Origin of the sequence: Actinospica acidithermotolerans, from assembly GCF_018139625.1 — a bacterium.
In the GTDB taxonomy this organism is placed as follows: Bacteria; Actinomycetota; Actinomycetes; order Streptomycetales; family Catenulisporaceae; genus Actinospica; species Actinospica acidithermotolerans.
The window spans coordinates 1-18,419 of record NZ_JAGSOH010000095.1 but is presented as its reverse complement, the minus strand read 5'-3'; the positions used below and the strand labels follow the sequence as shown (position 1 = coordinate 18,419).

Sequence of the window (18,419 nt, the reverse complement as noted above, 5' to 3'; positions counted from 1 at the left end):
GTGGCACACCCCCCGCTGGCTCGCAAATGACGAAGGGTGGGCCTGCCACAGACCCTCGCTGCGGCGGAGGAACGGCCACAGGCGACCGGTTTGAGGCCGCTCCTCCGCCTCGCGACCACAGGCGTCGTCAGGTTCCGCGACCCGACGCTGCTTTGCAGACGCGCCCTAGACGAGAATGTGGTCGATGTCAGGTGCGTAGGCGCCGGGGTTAGAGAACTCGATGGTGTTGCTTCCGGCGTTCAGCGAAACAGTGACCGTGCGCTCTTGAACAGAATCCCAGTTGCTGTCGCCGGTACCGGCGAACGAAACGGTCGTCGGTGTGCCATTCACACTGATCACGGCGGACCTGCCGGAATCCCCGTCGACGTAGTAGACCGTCAACGTGTAGCTTCCGGCACTGGGTTCGGTGACGCCCGTGAACGTCAGGGTTCCGCCCTCGCCGATGTAGCCGACGTCCTTGCCATCCAGACAGGCCGAGCATGACTGCACGACAGCGCCACCGGCCAGAGAGTTGGCGGAGGAGTCCGCCTCGTACGCGGTGGCCGAACCGCTGCCGGCGCTGAGCGCGACGGTCGTCGCGGTGATCGAGGTAGAGGCGGACGAGGTGTCCCCCGCCGCGTCGAACGCCTTGGCCGTGTACGTGTACGTGGTTCCCGAAGCCAGACCGGTGTCCGTGTAGAGCGTGGGCGTCGGGCTGCCTCCGGTGCCCTGCTCGGTCGCGGTGCTAGTGCCGACCAGGGTGCCGTCGCGATAGATGTCGTAGCCCGCGACCCCGATGCCGGTGTCTGTCGGCGCGATCCAGGACAGGTCGATCGCGCTTCCGGCTTGGCTCGGGGAGGTCAGGCCGGTCGGAACGCCGGGCGGCGATGCGCTTTCCGAGGCCCCGGTCGTGATGCTGACCGGGCTGGACGAGGCCGAGACGTTGCCTGCCGGGTCAAACGCCTTGACGGTATACTGATAAGACGTGTCTCCGGTCAGTTCGATGTCCGTGTATGCGGTGGACGTCGTGCTGCCGATAAACCTGCCGTCGCGGTATATGTCGTAGCCCGCCACGCCGGTGTCGTCAGAGGACTGCGTCCAGGAGAGACTCGCCGAGTCGCCGGTGACATTGGATGCGGTCACGTTGCCCGGGGTGGAGGGCGCAGTGGCCTCAACTCCGCTGGTCGTGGATGCGGACACCGCCGTTGAGGCCGCGGAGGTATCGCCGGAGGCGTCGAACGCCTCTACGGTGTAGCTGTGCGCGGAGTTTGTCGGCAGCCACGGGTCGGTGTACGACGTCGAACTCGTAGTGGCGATCGCGGTGCCGTCGCGCAGGATCTCATAGCCGACCGGCGTGCCGCCGGTCGGCGCCGACCAGGAGAGATCGATGGTACTCGCGGTGCCGGAAGCGGTCACGCCGGTCGGGGCAGAAGGCGCGGTCCCAGCGGCCGCCGCGTCGACGGTGACGGAGCCCAGGCCCAGCCAGCCGTCGGCGTTCTGGGTGGCGTTGGAGAACAGCAGGGGCTTGGCCGCCGAACTATCCGCGGACAGGGGGTTGTCGACCTTCAGCACCCACGTGTAGCCGCCCGCGGGAACGCCGCTCAGATTCACTTCGGTCTGGAAGTACTGCGGATAGCCGTACGGGATGGAGGACGGGTCGCCCGAGACCTTCCAGTCGGGGAAGGGCTGGACCGAGACCGGCATGACGGTGCTTATGTTCCAGGGTGAGCCCCAGGTCCGCACGAGCTGGCCGGAGGAGTTCTCCAGGCCCAGGCTCATCGTCCACGGATAGTAGAACGGTGCCACGCCGTTGTTCGTGATCTGCACACCCACCTCGGCACTGCCGGAGACCGCAGGCTTGAAGTAGGCGTTGTTCGCGGTGAAGTTGTAGCCCATCTTCTCGACTGCGGCATCGGTGCCCGAATCAGACGACGAAGTACTTTGACTGCCCTGGTCGAGCATCCAGGTGGCGTGGGTCAGGTTGATACAGGCCTGCATGTTGTCCACATCATTCGCGGTGGAACCATTGGGGTAGTCGGCGAACGCGGAGGACTGGATCGGCGGGTAGACCTCTCCTCCCATGGCGTCGGTGATCCACTTGTTCTCAACGCCCTGGTTTAGAGCGAGCTGCAATTGGGCGTAGGAGGCGCCGCCGAGGGATTCGGGAAGGGTGACGCCCTGCAGCGGCGAGCCCTCCAGCGCACAGAACGAGTCGTCGTGGTAGCCGACGCTCAGTCCGCTGGCCGCGCCGCCAGCCGTGTACGGGTAGCGCACCTCGAGTTGCGTGCGGTGGAAGTCCTTCGCGAAGTCATCGACGATCTTGGCGAAGTCGGCATTGGTCGGCATGTAGTTCGGGTATCCTCCGCTCGCCGGGTCCCCGTTATAGGGCCACGTGTGGTTCTCGCCCCACAGGCCCACCAGGCCGGCCTGGATGAACCCGATGCGAGGATCGCCGTCGTAGCGGGCGGCGAGCGCCGCGACGAAGTCGCCGATCTCGTTGATCAGGAACGGGCTGTCGTAGTCAGGGCTCGTCGTGTTCCAGTAGCTGTCGGCGCGGGTGGAGACATGCCCCGAGAAGCACGCGGGGATCCCGTCCGCCGGGGAGCCACCGGGGTACTCCAGGTAGAAGCGGATCGCGGCTGTGTTCCCGTAGGAGGCGACCTCGTTGAGCACGGAGTCCACGGCCGACCAGTCGTAGGCCTGGCAGTTGTTCGCGTCGGTCATCACCTGCGAGAGCGCGAAGTAGCTCCACTGCATCGAGTGCGGGTAGACACTCGAGGAGTTTTCGTCGGATCCGGCGGCGAAATACGTCACCAGCCCCTTGTCGGGGTTGTCCAGCGCGCCGGGTGCCGAGGCGAGCGCATGCGCGGTCAGCGCCGGGTCGGGGACGGCCGGCGGCTCAGGGCGCGCCGGAACCCCGGCCGGAACCGGGCTGAACGCCGGGCTCGCCACGGCAGGGCTGCTCGCCACAGCCGGGCCGGCGAGTAGTCCCGCTCCGACGAGGGCGAGGCCGATCAGGGCGAATCCAGCGAGTACGGCGGCGGCCCACCGACGCGGAATGCCCGCCCTTGGGGGTGGACGGAATAAGCGGAACATGCGGCCTCCGAGACCGTGGGTGTAGGGATGGCGGCGACCCGACCTCGCCGACGCCGCGCAGGGCGTCGCTGGCTATCATTTAGACTTTTGAAAATTTGTCAAGCCTTTCGAAGAGTCCACCAATGATAGATTCAGGAAGGGTTCACCTGCCCTGGCGCCCGGTCGACAAGCGATAGGCTCCGCCATCACCGCCCGAGCGGCAATCAATGGAAGACTTTAGAAAGCTTTGGAACCGAGGAGGTTGCCAACGTGTACCTGCTCACCTCTGGCGCCCCGGCGCTACCTCGCTCGAACTGACTCCATCCGCGCCGGACCCGACGTCGCGCTGCTCGGGCAAATGCGCCAACTAGCGCGGCCTGCAGATCGATCGATTTCCGATTCGCCCGGTAGAGGCGGTGAACTGGATGACGAGCTTGTCAAGCGGCGTTGAAAGTGCGGGGTGCCGTCGACTCCGCCGCCCTGGCAACGGTGGACAAGCACTGGGGGCGGGGACCCGGGGTGAAGCGGGCTGCCCCGTGGGCACGATCGTTCACGGAGTCAGGTGCCAGGACATCGGCCGCGCCTAGCGCTCAGTGTTGCAGGGTTGAAGCATCCGCGGGTCTGGTTCAGTCGACGAGTTTGACCGCGCGGTGTATGTCGTCGGCGTAGGCCTCAGGCTGTTCCCAGGCTGCGAAGTGACCGCCGGCAGGGTGTTCGACGTATTCGCGGATGTTCAGGAACGCTTCGGCGTAGGTTCGCGGCTCGGGTTTGGTGTCGCGCGGGAAGATGGAGAGCAGGGTCGGGGTGTCGATGTGGCCGGGAAGCGTGGCCGGTTCGGTGTAGGTGGTGAAGGAGGTGCCGATCGTGCCGGTGACCCAATAGGCGGTGACCCAGGTGAGGAGTTCGTCAGGGGTGAAGGCCGCTCCGTCGGACCAGGACTCGAGTTTCTCGACGATCCACGCGGCGAGGCCGGCGGGTGAGTCTGCGAGGGCGACGGCGAGCGTGTTCGGCCGTGTCGACTGCTCGGCGATATACGCGCCGTCAGTGCGGAACCACTGCGCCGCCCGGCCGAGGTAGGCCGCCGCGTCCGGCGCCAGTTTCGTCGGGTCCGCCGTGAACGCGTGCTGTGGGGCGAGGTTCGTCAGGTGCAGGGCGGCGACCCGGTCCGGGTGGTCGGCCGCGAGGATCTCCGCGATGGTGCCGCCCACGTCTCCGCCGGAGAGCGTGTACCGCGAGTAGCCGAGCTCGTCGAGGGTGTCCGCGACGATCCCGGCGATCCGGTTGACCGACATGCCGGGCGTGGTGAGCGGGGGCGCGAACGGGAAGCCCGGCAGCGCGGGGACCACCACGTGCAGGTCCGTGAGCAGGGGCAGGACACGCTCGAAGCGCAGCACCGAGTCCGGCCAGCCGTGCAGCAGCACGACGACCGGGGCGTCGGGATTCGCGGAGCGTTGGTGGATCACGCGCAGGTCGGTGTCGCCCGTCTTTACCGTCACCCAGGGCAACTCGCCGATACGGCGCTCGTGCACGGCCCAGTCGTACCGGTTCGCCCAGTGTTCGAGCAGTTCGTCCAGGTGGGTGCCGATGATGCCGCGCGTCGAATCGTCACGCCACGGCGTGCTGACACGCCGGGTGCGCCGGAGCCTGTCCCGCATCTCGCTATTCATGTGTATGAGCGTACACATCATGTGTATGCTTGTATACATGAATTCGCGCAACGCGGCCGCCACCAGGGCGCGGATCCTGGAGCACGCGCAACACCAGTTCGCCCAGCACGGGTACGCGGCGGTCACGGTCAAAGCCGTGGCGGAGGCGGCCGGCGTCTCGCCCAACCTCATCACACGCTATTTCGGCGGCAAGGAGGGGCTCTTCCTGGCGGCGACCCGGGTGCGGATCCCGGTGTCGAACTCCTTCGACGGCGAGCGTTCCGCGCTCGGTGCGCGCCTGGCGTCGAGCATCGTCGAGCGCTGGTTCGGCATGCCCGGGCAGGATCCGCTGCTCGTGCTGCAACGCGCCTCGGGCGAACGCCCGGAGGCGGCGGAGGCGCTGGCCGCGTTCCTCGACTCGAGCTCGCTCGAGCCGCTGCACCGCTACCTGCGCGCGTCCGGCCTGGGCGACGCGGACGCCCGCAACCGAGCCGCGGCGATCGACGCCTTCGTGCTCGGCGTCTCCACCCGCCGCCGGGTTCTGCGTTCCGAACTCGGCGATCCTGCCGAACTCCAGGCCTGGCTGGCTGCCACCATTCAACGCCTCGCCGACGGATGAGACGCGCCGGGTAAGTCGAGAAACACCACGCCCAGGCAGCGTCTTTCCGCCGTCGCAGGCCGGCGTCGAACGAGCGATTGCAGAGCACGCGGCGGCGCGAGCCCGGTCTGCGACTCGTGCATGGAACCTGTGCCGCAGATGCCATACGTCCGCCCGGCGTCAGTCGGGCGGACGGAAGAGTGCGCCGGGGGGGCAAGACCGCCGGGGCTTGGATGGACAGTCTGGTCCGCGCTTACCGGCCCGTCACCAGCAGGTTGGAGCATCCGCGAGGGCCGGGCCCGTCCGAGTGCGACGCACCCCACTTCAAAAAGAACCCGGGTTCTGTATAAGCTAGGACCCCTACCAGAACCGCCATTCTTTTTGAGGAGGACGCCGTGCCGCGGCTTACCGACGCACGCAAGGAACTCCGGCGCACTCAGATCACCGAGGCCGCCCTCCGCTGCTTCAGCCGCAAAGGCCTGGAGCGGACCTCGATCGCCGAGATCACCGCCGAGTCCGGGCTGTCCGCCGGCTCGATCTACACCCACTACCGCAACAAGGCCGAACTGGTCCAAGCCTCCGCCCACGCGGCGCTCGCCAAGCACGCCGAACTCCTCGGGACGTACGCCGCGAGCCAGAGCCCGCCCGACCCCGACGAGCTGCTCGCCCGCCTGATCGACGGCATCGACCCTGTCAAATCCCGGGTCGCGGTGCAGGTCTGGGGCGAGGCGACGGTGGACCCGATCATCCGCGGCGTCCTGGTCGACATGATCGACCGGCTGCGCTCAATGATGCAGACCTGTATCGAGGCCTGGCTGGTCAAGCTCGAAGGTCTCGAACCAGCCGAGGCCCGGGAACGCGCCGCCCCGATCGCCCAGCGGGTCCTGGCGCTCTATCTGGCAGAACTGCTGCACACCTCCCTGCAGTCCCCGACCGAGCAGGCAGCCTCATGACCGCCTTGACCGCCGCGTTCGCCGGCCGCACCGTCTTCCGGGTGGGCTATGGCGCACTGCAGCTCGAGCGCCTGCAGCAGCGCCCCGGCGAGGCCGTCGCGCTGCTGCGCCGCGCGATCGAGCTAGGCGTCGAGCACGTCGATACCGCCGAGTTCTATGGGTTCGGCTTCGCGAACCACGTGATCCGTCAGACGCTGCGCCCCGAGGACGGCGTCCTTATCGTCACGAAGGTCGGCGCCGACCCCAACCCTGGCGGGCGCCTGCCACTGCGCCTGGCGCAACGAGCCGGACAGCTTCGCGCGAGCGTCGAGGACAACCTGCGCAGCCTCGGCGTCGAGCGACTCGAGGTCGTCAACCTCCGCCGTCTCGACTCCGGGCCCGGCCTGCGTCCCGAAGGCGACCAAGTCGTCGACCTCGACGACCAGCTCGCTGAGCTGGCCGCGCTGCGCGACGAGGGCAAGATCGGCGCGATCGGCCTGAGCTGCGTCACCATCGACGGCCTGCGCCGCGCCCTGCCCGTGGGAATCGTCTGCGTGCAGAACGCCTACAGCCTCGTCTCCCGCGACGACGAGGACATGCTCGCGCTGTGCGCGGCCGAGGGAATCGCCTGGGTGCCGTTCTTCCCACTCGGCGGAGCCCTACCAGGACTGCCCAAGGTGACCGACGAACCGGCCGTGCACGCCGCGGCCGCATCCTCAGGCGCCACACCCGCACAAGTCGGCCTCGCCTGGCTCCTGCATCACGCCCCGCATCTGCTGCTCATTCCCGGCACGGCCGATCCCGCCCATCTGCAGGCCAACATGGCGGCCGCCGCGACCAGCCTCGACGCCGCGGCCCTGGCCAGCCTCGACGCCGTCGAGTCCCGCTCCAACGCCGTCGCCCTGGGCTGATGAGAAACCGGCAAGACCACAGCCGAGCGCGACCCCTCGAATCCAGCTAACCCGAAGGACGGATCATGAAGGCAATCATCTACCGTGACAACGGCACCCCCGACGTTCTCCAACTCGTCGACCGGGACCTGCCCTCTCCGGGCCCCGGGGAGGTGCGCGTCCGGATCGCCGTGTCCGGAGTCAACCCGACCGACGTGCAAGCCCGCTCCGGCGTCGCCCACGCCAAGCAGTTCCCCGAGATCACGCCGCACCTCGACGGAGCCGGCGTGATCGACGCCGTCGGTGAAGGCGTCGACCAGGCCCGAACCGGCCAGCCGGTCTGGCTGTTCATGGCCGCCGCCGGGCGACCCACCGGCACCGCCGCCGAGTACGCCGTCGTACCCGCCGACCGGGCCGTACCACTGCCCGAGAACACCGACTTCGAGGTCGGCGCCTCGCTCGGCGTCCCAGCACTGACCGCGCACCGCGCGCTCACCGTCGCCGAGGACGGGCCGCGCCGCCTCGCCCCCGGGGCGCTGAACGGCAAGGTCGTGCTCGCCACCGGCGGGGCCGGGGCGGTCGGGCACGCGGTGATCCAGCTCGCCCGCTGGGCCGGCGCCACCGTGATCAGCACCGTGAGCGGCCCTGCGAAGGCCCGGCTGGCCACCGCAGCCGGCGCCCACCACGTGATCAACTACCGCGAAGGCGACCCCGCCGCCGAGATCCGCGAACTCGCCCCGAACGGCGTCGACATCATCACCGAAGTCGCTCTCGGCGCGAACCTCGCACTGGACCTGGCCGTGCTGCGGACGCGTGGCACCATCTCCACCTACGCCAACGACGGCGGAAAACCAGTCCAACTGAACGTGCTACAGAACATGGTGCTCAACGCACGCCTGCAGTTCCTCGTGCTCTACACGGCCGGCCCGGAAGCACGCGCGGCAGCCGTCGAGGACGTCACCGCCGCGCTCCACGACGGCGCACTGCCCGTCGGCGAAGACCACGGCCTGCCCCTGATCCGCTTCCCCCTCCACCGCACCGCCGACGCACACCGGGCAGTAGAAAGCGGCGCCATCGGCAAGGTCCTCGTGGACATCGCACCCTGATGCCCGCCGGACGCGACGCGAATGGCCGCGACGGGCCCGGCTGCGTTCAAGCCTAGACCGCCTCCAGGGCCCGCCCCGTAGTCCACTTGCCGGACCGTCAACCCCCGACCCGAAACGGCCCGACTCGCGACCGATCACACGACGCCCCGAAGCCAGAACAAACTCTCGAATTTGACCCAATAGAATCTCGAACGCTGCCTCAGCCCCACCGTGAAACGTCGCGAAACGTGCCCACCCGGGAACACCCGGAAAGCAATTCGACCACTGCGACGCGCTGACCTGCGGAAACGCGAACGACTTTGCGCAGTGGAACAACGGTGGAAACCCGCGGCGACATTTCGAACACTTGCAGAGCGCAAACCCCCAGGTCAGAGACCTGGAGGAAGCGGCGAGTCGATCTATAAGCCGGGTTCTGTGCGCGCCCCGCTTGGCGGGGCGCGCGGCGACCATCCATCTACGATGCGCGTCGCCGCGCACCTCCAGCGGTCTACCCGCAGACTCGGGCGGGCAGCCCTCAGGCATCTGCGCGGGCCGGACGGTGTCCGGCCCTTCTCGACCTTGCTCCGGGTGGGGTTTACCGAGCCGCCCACGTCACCGTGGGCGCTGGTGCGCTCTTACCGCACCGTTTCACCCTTACCGCCGCGGGCTGTCGGGCCCGGGCGGCGGTTTGTTTTCTGTGGCACTGTCCCGCGGGTCACCCCGGGTTGGCGTTACCAACCACCCTGCCCTGTGGAGCCCGGACTTTCCTCGAACGCGCCGGTCGCCCGGCGTGCTCGCGGTCGCCCGACCGACTCGCCGCGTCGGACAGTTTAGCGCGTCAAAGGACCTTGACGCGTCAGCCGACGTGGCCGAGCGCGAGCTGGGCGAGCAGGGCGGCGCCGTCGGGCAGGACGCTGTCGTCGAAGGCGGCCTGGGGCGAGTGGTTGGAGGGCGCGGTGTCCACGTCGCGGCCATCGATCGCGGCGCCGAGGAAGACCATCGCGCCGGGAACGCGCTGGAGCACGCGGGAGAAGTCCTCGGCGCCGGCGAGCGGGTTGGCGAGGCGCTCGAAGCGCTGGTCGCCGAAGAGCTCGCCGACGGTGCGCTCGACGGTGTCGACGGCGGCCGCGTCGTTGACGGTGACGGGGTAGAGGCCCGCGAAGTCCACCTCGGCCTCGAGGCCGTGGGCGTGCGCGATGCCCTCGATCAGGCCGACCAGGACCGGGCGCACCTTCTCCTGCGTGGCCTGCGAGAAGGTGCGGACCGTGGCGTCGAAGTGGACCGTCTCCGGGATGATGTTCTCCTTCGTGCCGCCGTGGAAGGAGCCGACGGTCACCACGACCGGGTCGAAGATGTCGAACTTGCGGGTGACGGCGGTCTGGATGGCCACGACCATCTCGCACGCCGCGGGGATCGGGTCGTTCGCGCGGAACGGGGACGAGCCGTGGCCGCCCCTGCCGCGCACAGTCACCCGCAGGTCGGCGCAGGAGGCCATCAGCGGTCCGGGCTTCGCACTGAAGACGCCGCGCGGGATCTGGTTGCTGAAGACGTGTATCGCGTACGCCGCGTCCGGGGCGGCTCCGGCCGCGTCGAGGACGCCCTCGGCGAGCATGTGGCCCGCGCCGTCCTCGCCCTCCTCGCCGGGCTGGAACATGAACAGCACGTTCCCGGCCAGGCTCTCCCGCCGCGCCGAGAGCAGCCGCGCGGCGCCGACGAGCATGCTGGTGTGCAGGTCGTGGCCGCACGCGTGCATCACGCCGTCGAAGTCGGAGACGCGCACGTCGTGCACGGCGCTCTCGCGCAGCGGCAGCGCGTCCATGTCGCCGCGCAGCAGCACCGTCGGGCCGGGCCTGCCGCCGCGCAGCACGCCGGTGACGGAGTTCAGGGACTTGCCGAGCGTCAGCTCGAGGCCGAGGCCGTCGAGAGCGCCGAGCACCTTTTCCTGGGTGCGCGGCAGGACGAGCCCGAGCTCCGGCTCGCGGTGGATCGCGCGACGGAGTTCGGCCAGGTCGGAGGCGATTTCCTGTGCGTCTGCGGTGACTGCCGCGGCATCGTTCGACATGCCCCGGAGCATAAGGGGCACCGACGGGCTATGGCCAGTACAAGGCGGCGTGCTTCGCCGCCTCGAGCACCTTGCGCGCGACCAGCCCGGTGACCAGCGCCGTGCCGCCGAAGAAGATCAGCCACAGGCCGAGGATCCAGGCGAGCACGACCAGGCTGGCGCCGGGGAAGGCCATGATCAGCAGGCCGACGACCATCGCGAAGACGCCGCCGGTCATCCCCGGCGAGCGGCCCGGCGTGCTGCGCGCCCGCTGCCGGGCGCCGAACACCGTGAGCGCGCCGCTGGCCAGCCAGAACACGCCGATCACGAGGGCGAGGCTGGAGGCCGCGGTGAACGGCTCGGCGAGGCAGACCACGCCGAAGGCGAAGGAGAGCACCGCGAGCACCAGCGCGACCGCCCGGGCCACGGCGTCGACGTCCTTGAGCTGGAGCGCGGCCACGAAGCGGTAGCCGCCGGTCAGCACCAGGTAGACGCCGAACAGGACCGTCAGGGCCTTGACGGTGTGGCCCGGCCAGATCAGCACCAGCAGGCCGAGCACCACGCCGGCGCCGCCGAAGAGCACCGGCAGCAGCCACATCTTGCGGAAGCGGCCCGCCTCGAGCGGTCCCGGGATGCGCGGATGGCCTCCCGGCCGTCCCCCGCCGCCCGGACCGTCGCCGGAGCCCGGCTGGACGACCTCTCCCTCCAGCGGATCGCTCATGATTCCCGCTCGCCTTCAGCACTATTCCGACGCTTAGTCACACTATGTCACAGTCGGTCACGACCGGAGAGCATCGGCGCTGCTCCGCGCCCCGGCGTTCTCGGTACGATGCTCTCATGTCCGCCACTCCTGATCCGTCGCAGAAGGAGCGAGAGGACGACTCGCCCGACCCCTGGCAGCAGCATCTGACCGCCATCAACCACGCGATCAGCGCCGACTTCCGGCGCGCGCTCGCCGCCGCCATCGTCGCCTGCCTCGGCCTCGCGCTGACCTGGGCGTCCGGCGGGGTGCTGGGCGAAAACGCTCCGATCGCCTACTTCCAGCACCACGGCAAGGTGGCCACGATCTGCGCGGTCGCGGGCGCCGTCGTCTTCTTCGCCGCCGGGGTGACCGCGGTCCGCTCGGCCACCAGCGAGATCCTGCACGCCGTGCCGTCCCGGGTGGGCGACGACCGGAAGGTCGGCCTGCGCTGGATCTGCCTCGTCGCCGGGTACCTGCTGGTGATCTTCGGCACACTCGGCGCGCTGAACGTGCCGATCTCCCGGCTGGCCCTCGGCGCCTCGATCACCGGGGTGATCCTCGGCATCGCGGCGCAGCAGTCGCTCAACAACTTCTTCGCCGGGCTGATCCTGCTGGTCGTGCGGCCGGTCTCGGTCGGCCAGAAGATCTCGATCCGCTCGGGGCCGATCGGCGGTCCGTACACCGGCGAGGTCACCGACATGACGCTCACCTATGTGCGGCTCGATACGGCGCGCGGCGAACTGCTGCTGCCGAACTCGACGATCCTGACGGCCGTCATCGGCCCGCCCGGCGTGTTCGACGACCAGCCCGACATGCCGCAGGCCCCGGCGTCGCAGCCGGCGGCCGATCCGCTGCTAGCCGCCGAACTGCCGGACCGCCGCGCATAGCGCGTCCGTCACGGCCCGCTCCCGGACGGCGATCCGCAACCAGTCGGGGCCGAGACCGGGGAAGGTGTCGGCACGGCGTACCGCGAATCCCCGCTCACGGAGCCGAAGTCGCAGCTTGTCGGCGCCTTCGACATGCAAGAGCACGAACGGCGCACGCGTGTTTCGGCGCGCGGGCAGCGCGAAGCCGGGGATCTCCAGCAGCCGCCGCTCCAGATAGCGCCGGTCGGCTTCCGCGACCACGGCGAGTCTCTCCGCCTCGGCCTGCGCGAACGGCTCGCTGCACGCGATCGCGGCCGCGAGCGCCGGGCTGGAGACCGACCAGAGCGGCTGGGCTTCGCGCAGTTCGGCGAGCACGGCCGGGTCGCCGACCGCGTAGCCGATGCGCAGCCCGGCCAGGCCCCAGGTCTTCGTCAGGCTTCTGAGGACGACGAGGCCCGGCAGCTCCGCGGACGACAGGGATTCCGGCTGGCCGGGAACGGCGTCCATGAACGCCTCGTCGACGACGAGCGTCCGTCCCGGCCTCGCGAGCGCGGCGAGTTCGGCCGCCGGATGCAGCACGCCGGTCGGGTTCGTCGGATTGCCGATGACGACGAGGTCGGAGTCGCCGGGCACGAGCGCGGGGTCGAGGCGGAAGCCGTCCGCCGCGGTGAGCAGCACGCGCGCGACTTCGTGCCCGGCGGCCGCCAGCGCGGCTTCCGGCTCGGTGAACTGCGGATGCACGACGACCGCACGCCGCGGCCGCAACGCCCGCGCGAGCAGGACGAACGCCTCCGCCGCACCCGAGGTGAGCAGCACCTCGTCCACCGGACGACCGTGCAGCCGCGCGACGGCCGCTGTGGCATCCGCCGCATCCGGGTACGCGGCGAGCCCCGGCAGCGTGGCCGCGATGCGGTCGAGCAGCCACCGCGGCGGGACCGGAACCCGGACATTGACCGCCAGATCGACCAATCCGGGGCCGACCTCGCGATCGCCGTGGTGCCTGAGGTCGGGCGCGTCGGTCATGCGGCCATGATGGCTTGCCGGGCCTGGGGCATCCAAACGGCGTGCGGTGTCGCTACGATCCCCGGGTGAGCACGCAGACCAGGTCCACCACCACCGCGTCCGCCACAGCACTCGCGGCCGGTCTCCTCGCCGGCTACGCCGCAGACTCGATACTCGCCGATCCGCAGAAGGGGCACCCTGTCGCGCTTTTCGGCCGTGCCGCGCGCACACTCGAGCGCTCCTGTTACGCGGACTCGCGCATGCGCGGCGTGCTCTTCACGGCGGCATGCGTGGGCGGATCCGCCGCGCTCGGCGCCGCCGTCGACCGGGCGGTCGGGCCACGCCGCGGACTCGCCCTGGCCGCGACCGCGACGGCCGCGTGGACCGTGATCGGCGCGCGCTCGCTGCGGCGGGAGGCGGCCGCCATCGGCGACCTGCTGGAGGAGGGCGACCTTCCAGGCGCCCGCGAACGGCTGCCGCGGCTGTGCGGCCGTGACGCGCGCGGGCTGAGCGAGACGGCGTTGGCACGCGCGGTCATCGAGTCGGTGGCTGAGAACACCTCGGACGCGATCGTCGCGCCGCTGTTCTGGGGTGCGGTCGCAGGCACGCCCGGCCTGCTGGCGTACCGCGCGGCGAACACGCTCGACGCGATGGTCGGCCACCGCAACGAGCGGTACCTGAACTTCGGCTGGGCCTCGGCGCGCCTGGACGACGTGCTGAATCTGGCGCCCGCGCGGCTGACCGGCCTGCTGACGGTCGCCGCCGCGCCGACCGTCGGCGGACTGCGGCAGCAGACCTGGAACGTGCTGCGGCACGACGCGCGCAGCCACCCGAGCCCCAACGCTGGGCACTGCGAGGCCTCGGCGGCCGGCGCGCTCGGCGTGCGGCTCGGCGGCACGAACGTGTACGGCTCGCGGGTGGAGGAGCGCCCCCAGCTGGGCAACGGCCGGGCGCCGCGCGGCTTCGACATCGCGCGCGCCAACAAGCTCTCCAAGGCCGTCGGCACGAGCGCCGCGATCCTGCTGGCGGCGGGCGCCGTCCTCGGACGTCGGGGGCTGCGACGTGGCTGAGCCCTCGGCGCCGCGGGGCAGCCTGCTGGTGGCCGGCACGACCTCGGACGCCGGGAAGTCCGTGCTGACGGCCGGAATCTGCCGCTGGCTCGCGCGGCAGGGTGTGTCCGTTGCGCCGTTCAAGTCACAGAACATGTCCAACAACTCGGCCGTCTGCGTGAACCCGGCGACCGGAGACGGCGCCGAGATCGGCCGCGCGCAGGCGATGCAGGCGGCCGCCGCGGGCATCACCCCGGACCCGCGGATGAACCCCGTGCTCCTGAAGCCGGGCTCGGATCGCAGCAGCCAGGTCGTGCTGCTCGGCCGTCCCTACGCGAACGCCGACGCGCTCTCCTACCAGGACCTCAAGCGTGAGCTGCGCGAGCACGTCCTCGACGCCTACGACTCGCTGCGCGCCGAATACGACGTCGTGATCTGCGAAGGCGCGGGCTCGCCGACCGAGATCAACCTGCGCGAGAACGACCTCGCCAACCTCGGCCTGGCCCGGTCCCGCAACCTGGCGACCGTGGTCGTCGGCGACATCGACCGCGGCGGCGTGTTCGCGGCCTTCCACGGCACGGTCGCGCTGCTCGAACCCGAGGACCAGGCGCTGATCTCAGCGTTCATCGTCAACCGCTTCCGCGGCGACGCGGCGCTGCTCGATCCGGCGCTGAAGATGATCCACAAGTTCAGCGGACGGCCCACGCTCGGCGTGCTGCCGTACCTGCGCGATCTCTGGATCGACGCCGAGGACTCGCTCACCCTCGAAGCCGCGGGACCGATCGCCGCGAAGCCGGCGCCGGCCGGGGTCGCGCCGCTGACCGTCACCGTCGTGCACCTGCCGCGCGTGTCGAACTTCACCGACGTGGACGCCCTGCGCCTCGAACCCGGCGTCGAGGTCTCGTTCACGACGTCCCCGCGCGGTATCGCAGAGGCCGACCTCGTGCTGATCCCGGGCACCAAGGCCACGGTGAGCGACCTGGATTGGATGCGAAGCCGCGGTATCGCGGACGCGATCCTCGCCCGGCACGCCAAGGGCGGCGCGATCCTCGGCGTCTGCGGCGGCTACCAGATGCTCGGCCACACGATCGAGGACGAGGTGGAGAGCCGCGTCGGCCGGGTCGAGGGCCTCGGGCTGCTCCCGGTCCGCACGGCGTTCGCCGAAAGCAAGACCCTGGCACGTCCGACCGGCCACGCGCTCGGCGCGCCGATCACCACCGCGTACGAGATCCACCACGGCGTCGTCGAGGTGTTCGGCGGCGATCCGCTGATGACCGCCGCCGCGGACCCGGCCTCGAATGCGCTGGACGGCTGCGCGTCCGGCCGCGTCCTCGGCACGCTCTGGCACGGCGCCCTGGAATCCGACGCGTTCCGCGCCGCGCTGCTGGAGTGGGTCGCCGGACCGCGGCCGCGGTCCGGAGCCGAGTTCGCCGCCGCCCGAGTGGCCCAGTACGACCGGCTCGCCGACGCCGTCGAGGAGCACCTCGACACGGACGCGTTGCTGCGGCTCATCGCGTTGGGACCGACCCCCTCGCTCGCCCTGCTGCCCCCCGGATCAGCGCGTCGATCCGCCTGGTGATCGGGTGAATCTGATATCGAATCTCATGAGGTGCATGAAGATTCGCGGGGGCCGCAACCCGGATCGCGGTTTCGGCGTTGTACTGACCGAGTGACGAGAACGCGGGGCGTGTGGCGAAGAGAGTCGAGGGGTACGTGGGTGAGTTCGGCAGTCGGAGGAGTCTGATCGCAGGGCTCGCACTGGCCATACTCGGCATGCTCGGCGCGGCCTGCTGGTCGCTGGCCGTGGGCGGCCCCGGGTACGTGCCCGGCCTGACTGTCACCGCCGCCGATCCGCACGACACGGACGGGGCGCAGACGCGCCTCGTGCAGACGACGGCGAACCGGTACGTCTATCCGGGCTCGGTCAGCCTCACGTGGCCGTCCTCCGGCAGCGCCGCGATCGAGGTCGAGGGGATGGGGCTGCTCGGCCACGACGGCAGCATGACCTCGCAGCACGCGATCGCGAGCATCACGAAGACGCTGACCGCGTACGTCGTCCTGCGCGACCACCCGCTGACCGCGACCTCCTCCGGTCCGACGATCACACTGACCAGCGCGATGGCCGCCACGTACTCCAAGGCGATCGACGAGGACGAGTCCGCCGTGGAGACCGAGACCGGCGAGCGGATCACCGAACGGCAGGCACTGGAGGCGCTGATGCTGGCGTCGGCCGGGAACATGGCCGACATCCTCGCGATATGGGACAAGGGCTCGATCGACCCGTTCCTGGCCGCGATGAACCGGCAGGCGAGCGCGCTCGGCATGACCCGCTCGCACTTCACCGACCCGGCCGGGCTCGCCGCCAGCACCGTCTCCACGATGGGCGACCTGCTCAGGCTCGCCGAGGCGGTGCAGAAGATGCCCGCGCTGACCTCGATCGTCTCCGAGGACAGCGCGAGCGTGCCGGAGGCCGGCACCGTCTACAACGTCAACCGGGACCTCGGCTCGTACGGCATCGACGGCATCAAGACCGGTACCACGGCCGCCGCCGGATCCTGCCTGCTGTTCTCGGCGCACATCACCGTCGGCGGCCGCCGGCTGACCATCATCGGCGTCGTACTGGGCATGCCCGGCTCGTCCGGCATCCCGTACACCGCGCTGAACGCCGCCAAGGCGCTGGTCGCCAGCGCGGAGAGACAGATAGGCCAAGCCACGGTCGCATCGACGGGGCGGTCGGTCGCCGCGCTCAGGCAGGGCGGGCGCACAGTCGCGAACCTAGGCGTGGCGGACGGGCTCGACGTGGTCGGCTGGCCGGGCCTCGAGTACCGGGTCGAAGTCGCCGGAGACATCTCCGCCTCCTCGCTCACCGTCACCCAGACGGGCGGATCGGCGGCGAGCGTGACCATACCGCTCATCCGACTCGCCGAAGGCACCGCGATTTCGGAAAAAGCCGCGGCAAAGCGCTGATGGGAGCCTGAACGGGGGGTTGACGCAGGGGGCCGCGACGGCGCCGTGGCCGGTGCGGGCGCCCGGGTGGTGCCGGTAAGGAGCGCAACGCCGGGGTCGGCTACCATCAACGGTGTTTCACGATCAGAACACGCCCTGTGCCGGGGCGGACCGAAGGGGGTGGAAGCGGGTGACCTTCGTGGCTGCCCAGCGCCGACCGACCCACCGTCAGATCGTGCTCGCCGCGCTGGTCGCGATCGTCTTCCTGGTGAGTCTGCTCACGTACCAGAACGGCCGGCTGAATTTCGGGGTCTACCGGCTCGACCTGGACGTATACCGCGTCGGTGCGCAGGCTTGGATGCACGGGAAGGCGCTCTACGGCCCGTTGCCGCCGATCGCGAACGGGATGCTCGAGCCGTTCACGTATCCGCCGATCTCGGCGGTGCTGATGGCGCCGCTCGCGCTGATGTCGAACACGGCGGCCGGCGTCGTGATGACGGCGGTGAGCCTGAGCCTGTTCCTCAGCGTGCTGGCGCTGTTCCTGCGCGCCGCGCGGCTGGCCGTCGGCGCCCGCTCCTGGAAGCTCGCCGCGGCGATGCTCCCGCTGGCCGTGCTCATCGAGCCGGTCCGCACGACGCTCGCCTACGGCCAGATCAACATCGTGCTGATGGCGCTCGTCTCCTTCGACTGCCTGCTGCCGAGCACCTGGTTCACCGTGCGCGGCCGCAAGGTCGGCTGGCCGCGCGGCGCGCTCACCGGCGTCGCGGCGGCGCTCAAGCTCACGCCGATGGTCTTCCTGCTGTACTACATCGCGCGCCGCGACTGGCGCGGCTGCCGGAACATGCTGGGCGGCTTCGCCGCCACGACGGCGCTCGGCTTCGCCTTCTGCGGCCGGGACTCCTGGCAGTACTGGACCTCCACGGTCTTCGACACCAGCCGTATAGGCCTGCACGACTTCTCCAGCAACCAGTCGATCTCGGGCATCCTGTTCCGCGCCCACCTGAACGGCGGCACCGAGAACGCCGTGTGGCTCGCCTGCTGCGCGATCGTCGGCCTCGCGGCCATAGCGGCCCTGTTCAAGCTCGCCCAGCAGAACAAGCCCGTCACCATGCTCGCGCTGACGGCGTGCACGGAACTGCTGGTCTCGCCGGTCTCCTGGTCGCACCACTGGGTGTGGGCCTCTCCCGTGCTCGTCTGCGCGCTCGTCAAGGGCTGGCGGCTGCGCCCGACCCAGGGCTGGCGCTACTTCGCCGGCGCGGCGGCCGTCACGGCCGTCTTCCTCGCCGAGCCGCAGGTGTGGTTCCCGCACCAGAACAACCTGGAGCTCGGCTGGGGCTGGTGGGAGCAGATCATCGGCAGCGCCTACGTGTGGGTGGCCGTCGTGACGCTGTTCGTCTTCGCGCTGCGCCCCGCCCCGCCGGTCCCGCCGGGCGCCCAGCCGGGCGGCAACGCCGTGGAGCCGCGCCCCCGGGCCGACCAGCCCGCGGCCGACGCGGGGGACCAGGCGGCCATGGAGCGCCTCACCAAGGAGGCCGCGGCGGCCGCGGGGATCCTGCGGCGGTGCTGAG

14 protein-coding genes and 1 other RNA gene are annotated in these 18,419 nt (G+C 70.3%); 9 read left to right on the top strand and 6 right to left on the bottom strand.

From position 1 onward, the window contains the following. Positions 1 to 165: 165 nt before the first annotated feature. Together KDK95_RS25510 and KDK95_RS25505 are read right to left on the bottom strand one after the other, a co-directional pair. Positions 166 to 2,931: a fibronectin type III domain-containing protein gene (locus tag KDK95_RS25510; protein WP_212520825.1), complete on the bottom strand. Its 2,766-nt coding sequence runs from the start codon at positions 2,929 to 2,931 to the stop codon at positions 166 to 168. A 749-nt stretch (positions 2,932 to 3,680) separates the two neighbouring features. Beyond that, on the bottom strand, positions 3,681 to 4,721 hold the full coding sequence (locus KDK95_RS25505; RefSeq protein ID WP_212520824.1) for an epoxide hydrolase family protein: 1,041 nt from the start codon (positions 4,719 to 4,721) through the stop codon (positions 3,681 to 3,683). A gap of 37 nt (positions 4,722 to 4,758) precedes the next feature. On the opposite strand from KDK95_RS25505, the gene KDK95_RS25500 reads away from it, so the two are divergent. The 4 genes from KDK95_RS25500 to KDK95_RS25485 all read left to right on the top strand — a co-directional run bounded on the left by KDK95_RS25500 (position 4,759) and on the right by KDK95_RS25485 (position 8,226). Continuing rightward, positions 4,759 to 5,319: a TetR/AcrR family transcriptional regulator gene (locus KDK95_RS25500; protein ID WP_212520823.1), complete on the top strand. Its 561-nt coding sequence runs from the start codon at positions 4,759 to 4,761 to the stop codon at positions 5,317 to 5,319. A gap of 374 nt (positions 5,320 to 5,693) precedes the next feature. Continuing rightward, on the top strand, positions 5,694 to 6,251 hold the full coding sequence (locus tag KDK95_RS25495; protein WP_212520822.1) for a TetR/AcrR family transcriptional regulator: 558 nt from the start codon (positions 5,694 to 5,696) through the stop codon (positions 6,249 to 6,251). Beyond that, a complete protein-coding gene (locus KDK95_RS25490; protein ID WP_212520821.1) occupies positions 6,248 to 7,141 on the top strand; it encodes an aldo/keto reductase in 894 nt (297 codons plus the stop codon). The genes KDK95_RS25495 and KDK95_RS25490 overlap by 4 nt, the downstream gene beginning before the upstream one ends. A 65-nt stretch (positions 7,142 to 7,206) precedes the next feature. Then, positions 7,207 to 8,226, top strand: a complete 1,020-nt coding sequence (locus KDK95_RS25485) for an NADPH:quinone reductase (protein ID WP_212520820.1) — start codon at positions 7,207 to 7,209, stop codon at positions 8,224 to 8,226. A gap of 385 nt (positions 8,227 to 8,611) precedes the next feature. Here the strand turns inward: KDK95_RS25485 and rnpB are convergent. From rnpB to KDK95_RS25470, 3 genes are all read right to left on the bottom strand, one after another. Further along, positions 8,612 to 9,021: RNase P RNA component class A (rnpB, locus tag KDK95_RS25480), an RNA gene on the bottom strand. A gap of 40 nt (positions 9,022 to 9,061) precedes the next feature. Next, positions 9,062 to 10,267 (bottom strand): M20 metallopeptidase family protein, encoded by a 1,206-nt coding sequence (locus KDK95_RS25475; protein WP_212520819.1) that lies wholly within the window; start codon positions 10,265 to 10,267, stop codon positions 9,062 to 9,064. Positions 10,268 to 10,295: 28 nt separating this feature from the next. Further along, on the bottom strand, positions 10,296 to 10,967 hold the full coding sequence (locus KDK95_RS25470) for an HdeD family acid-resistance protein (RefSeq protein WP_212520818.1): 672 nt from the start codon (positions 10,965 to 10,967) through the stop codon (positions 10,296 to 10,298). A 116-nt stretch (positions 10,968 to 11,083) separates the two neighbouring features. Here KDK95_RS25470 and KDK95_RS25465 point away from each other — a divergent pair, with 116 nt between their 5' ends. Next, positions 11,084 to 11,875, top strand: coding sequence for a mechanosensitive ion channel domain-containing protein (locus KDK95_RS25465; RefSeq protein WP_212520817.1), 792 nt, complete (start codon positions 11,084 to 11,086; stop codon positions 11,873 to 11,875). Here KDK95_RS25465 and cobC read toward each other — a convergent pair. Then, complete coding sequence (gene cobC, locus KDK95_RS25460) at positions 11,843 to 12,877, bottom strand: Rv2231c family histidinol phosphate aminotransferase CobC (RefSeq protein ID WP_212520816.1); 1,035 nt, start codon at positions 12,875 to 12,877, stop codon at positions 11,843 to 11,845. The genes KDK95_RS25465 and cobC overlap by 33 nt on opposite strands. A gap of 65 nt (positions 12,878 to 12,942) precedes the next feature. On the opposite strand from cobC, the gene KDK95_RS25455 reads away from it, so the two are divergent. The 4 genes from KDK95_RS25455 to KDK95_RS25440 all read left to right on the top strand — a co-directional run bounded on the left by KDK95_RS25455 (position 12,943) and on the right by KDK95_RS25440 (position 18,418). After that, positions 12,943 to 13,926: a cobalamin biosynthesis protein gene (locus KDK95_RS25455; protein WP_212520815.1), complete on the top strand. Its 984-nt coding sequence runs from the start codon at positions 12,943 to 12,945 to the stop codon at positions 13,924 to 13,926. Beyond that, on the top strand, positions 13,919 to 15,484 hold the full coding sequence (locus KDK95_RS25450; protein ID WP_212520814.1) for a cobyric acid synthase: 1,566 nt from the start codon (positions 13,919 to 13,921) through the stop codon (positions 15,482 to 15,484). The genes KDK95_RS25455 and KDK95_RS25450 overlap by 8 nt, the downstream gene beginning before the upstream one ends. Positions 15,485 to 15,594: 110 nt before the next feature. Beyond that, complete coding sequence (locus KDK95_RS25445) at positions 15,595 to 16,872, top strand: D-alanyl-D-alanine carboxypeptidase family protein (protein WP_212520813.1); 1,278 nt, start codon at positions 15,595 to 15,597, stop codon at positions 16,870 to 16,872. Positions 16,873 to 17,041: 169 nt separating this feature from the next. Then, the gene (locus KDK95_RS25440) at positions 17,042 to 18,418 is read left to right on the top strand and encodes a glycosyltransferase family 87 protein (protein WP_212520812.1); all 1,377 of its coding nucleotides are present in this window, start codon (positions 17,042 to 17,044) and stop codon (positions 18,416 to 18,418) included. Position 18,419 lies beyond the last annotated feature (1 nt).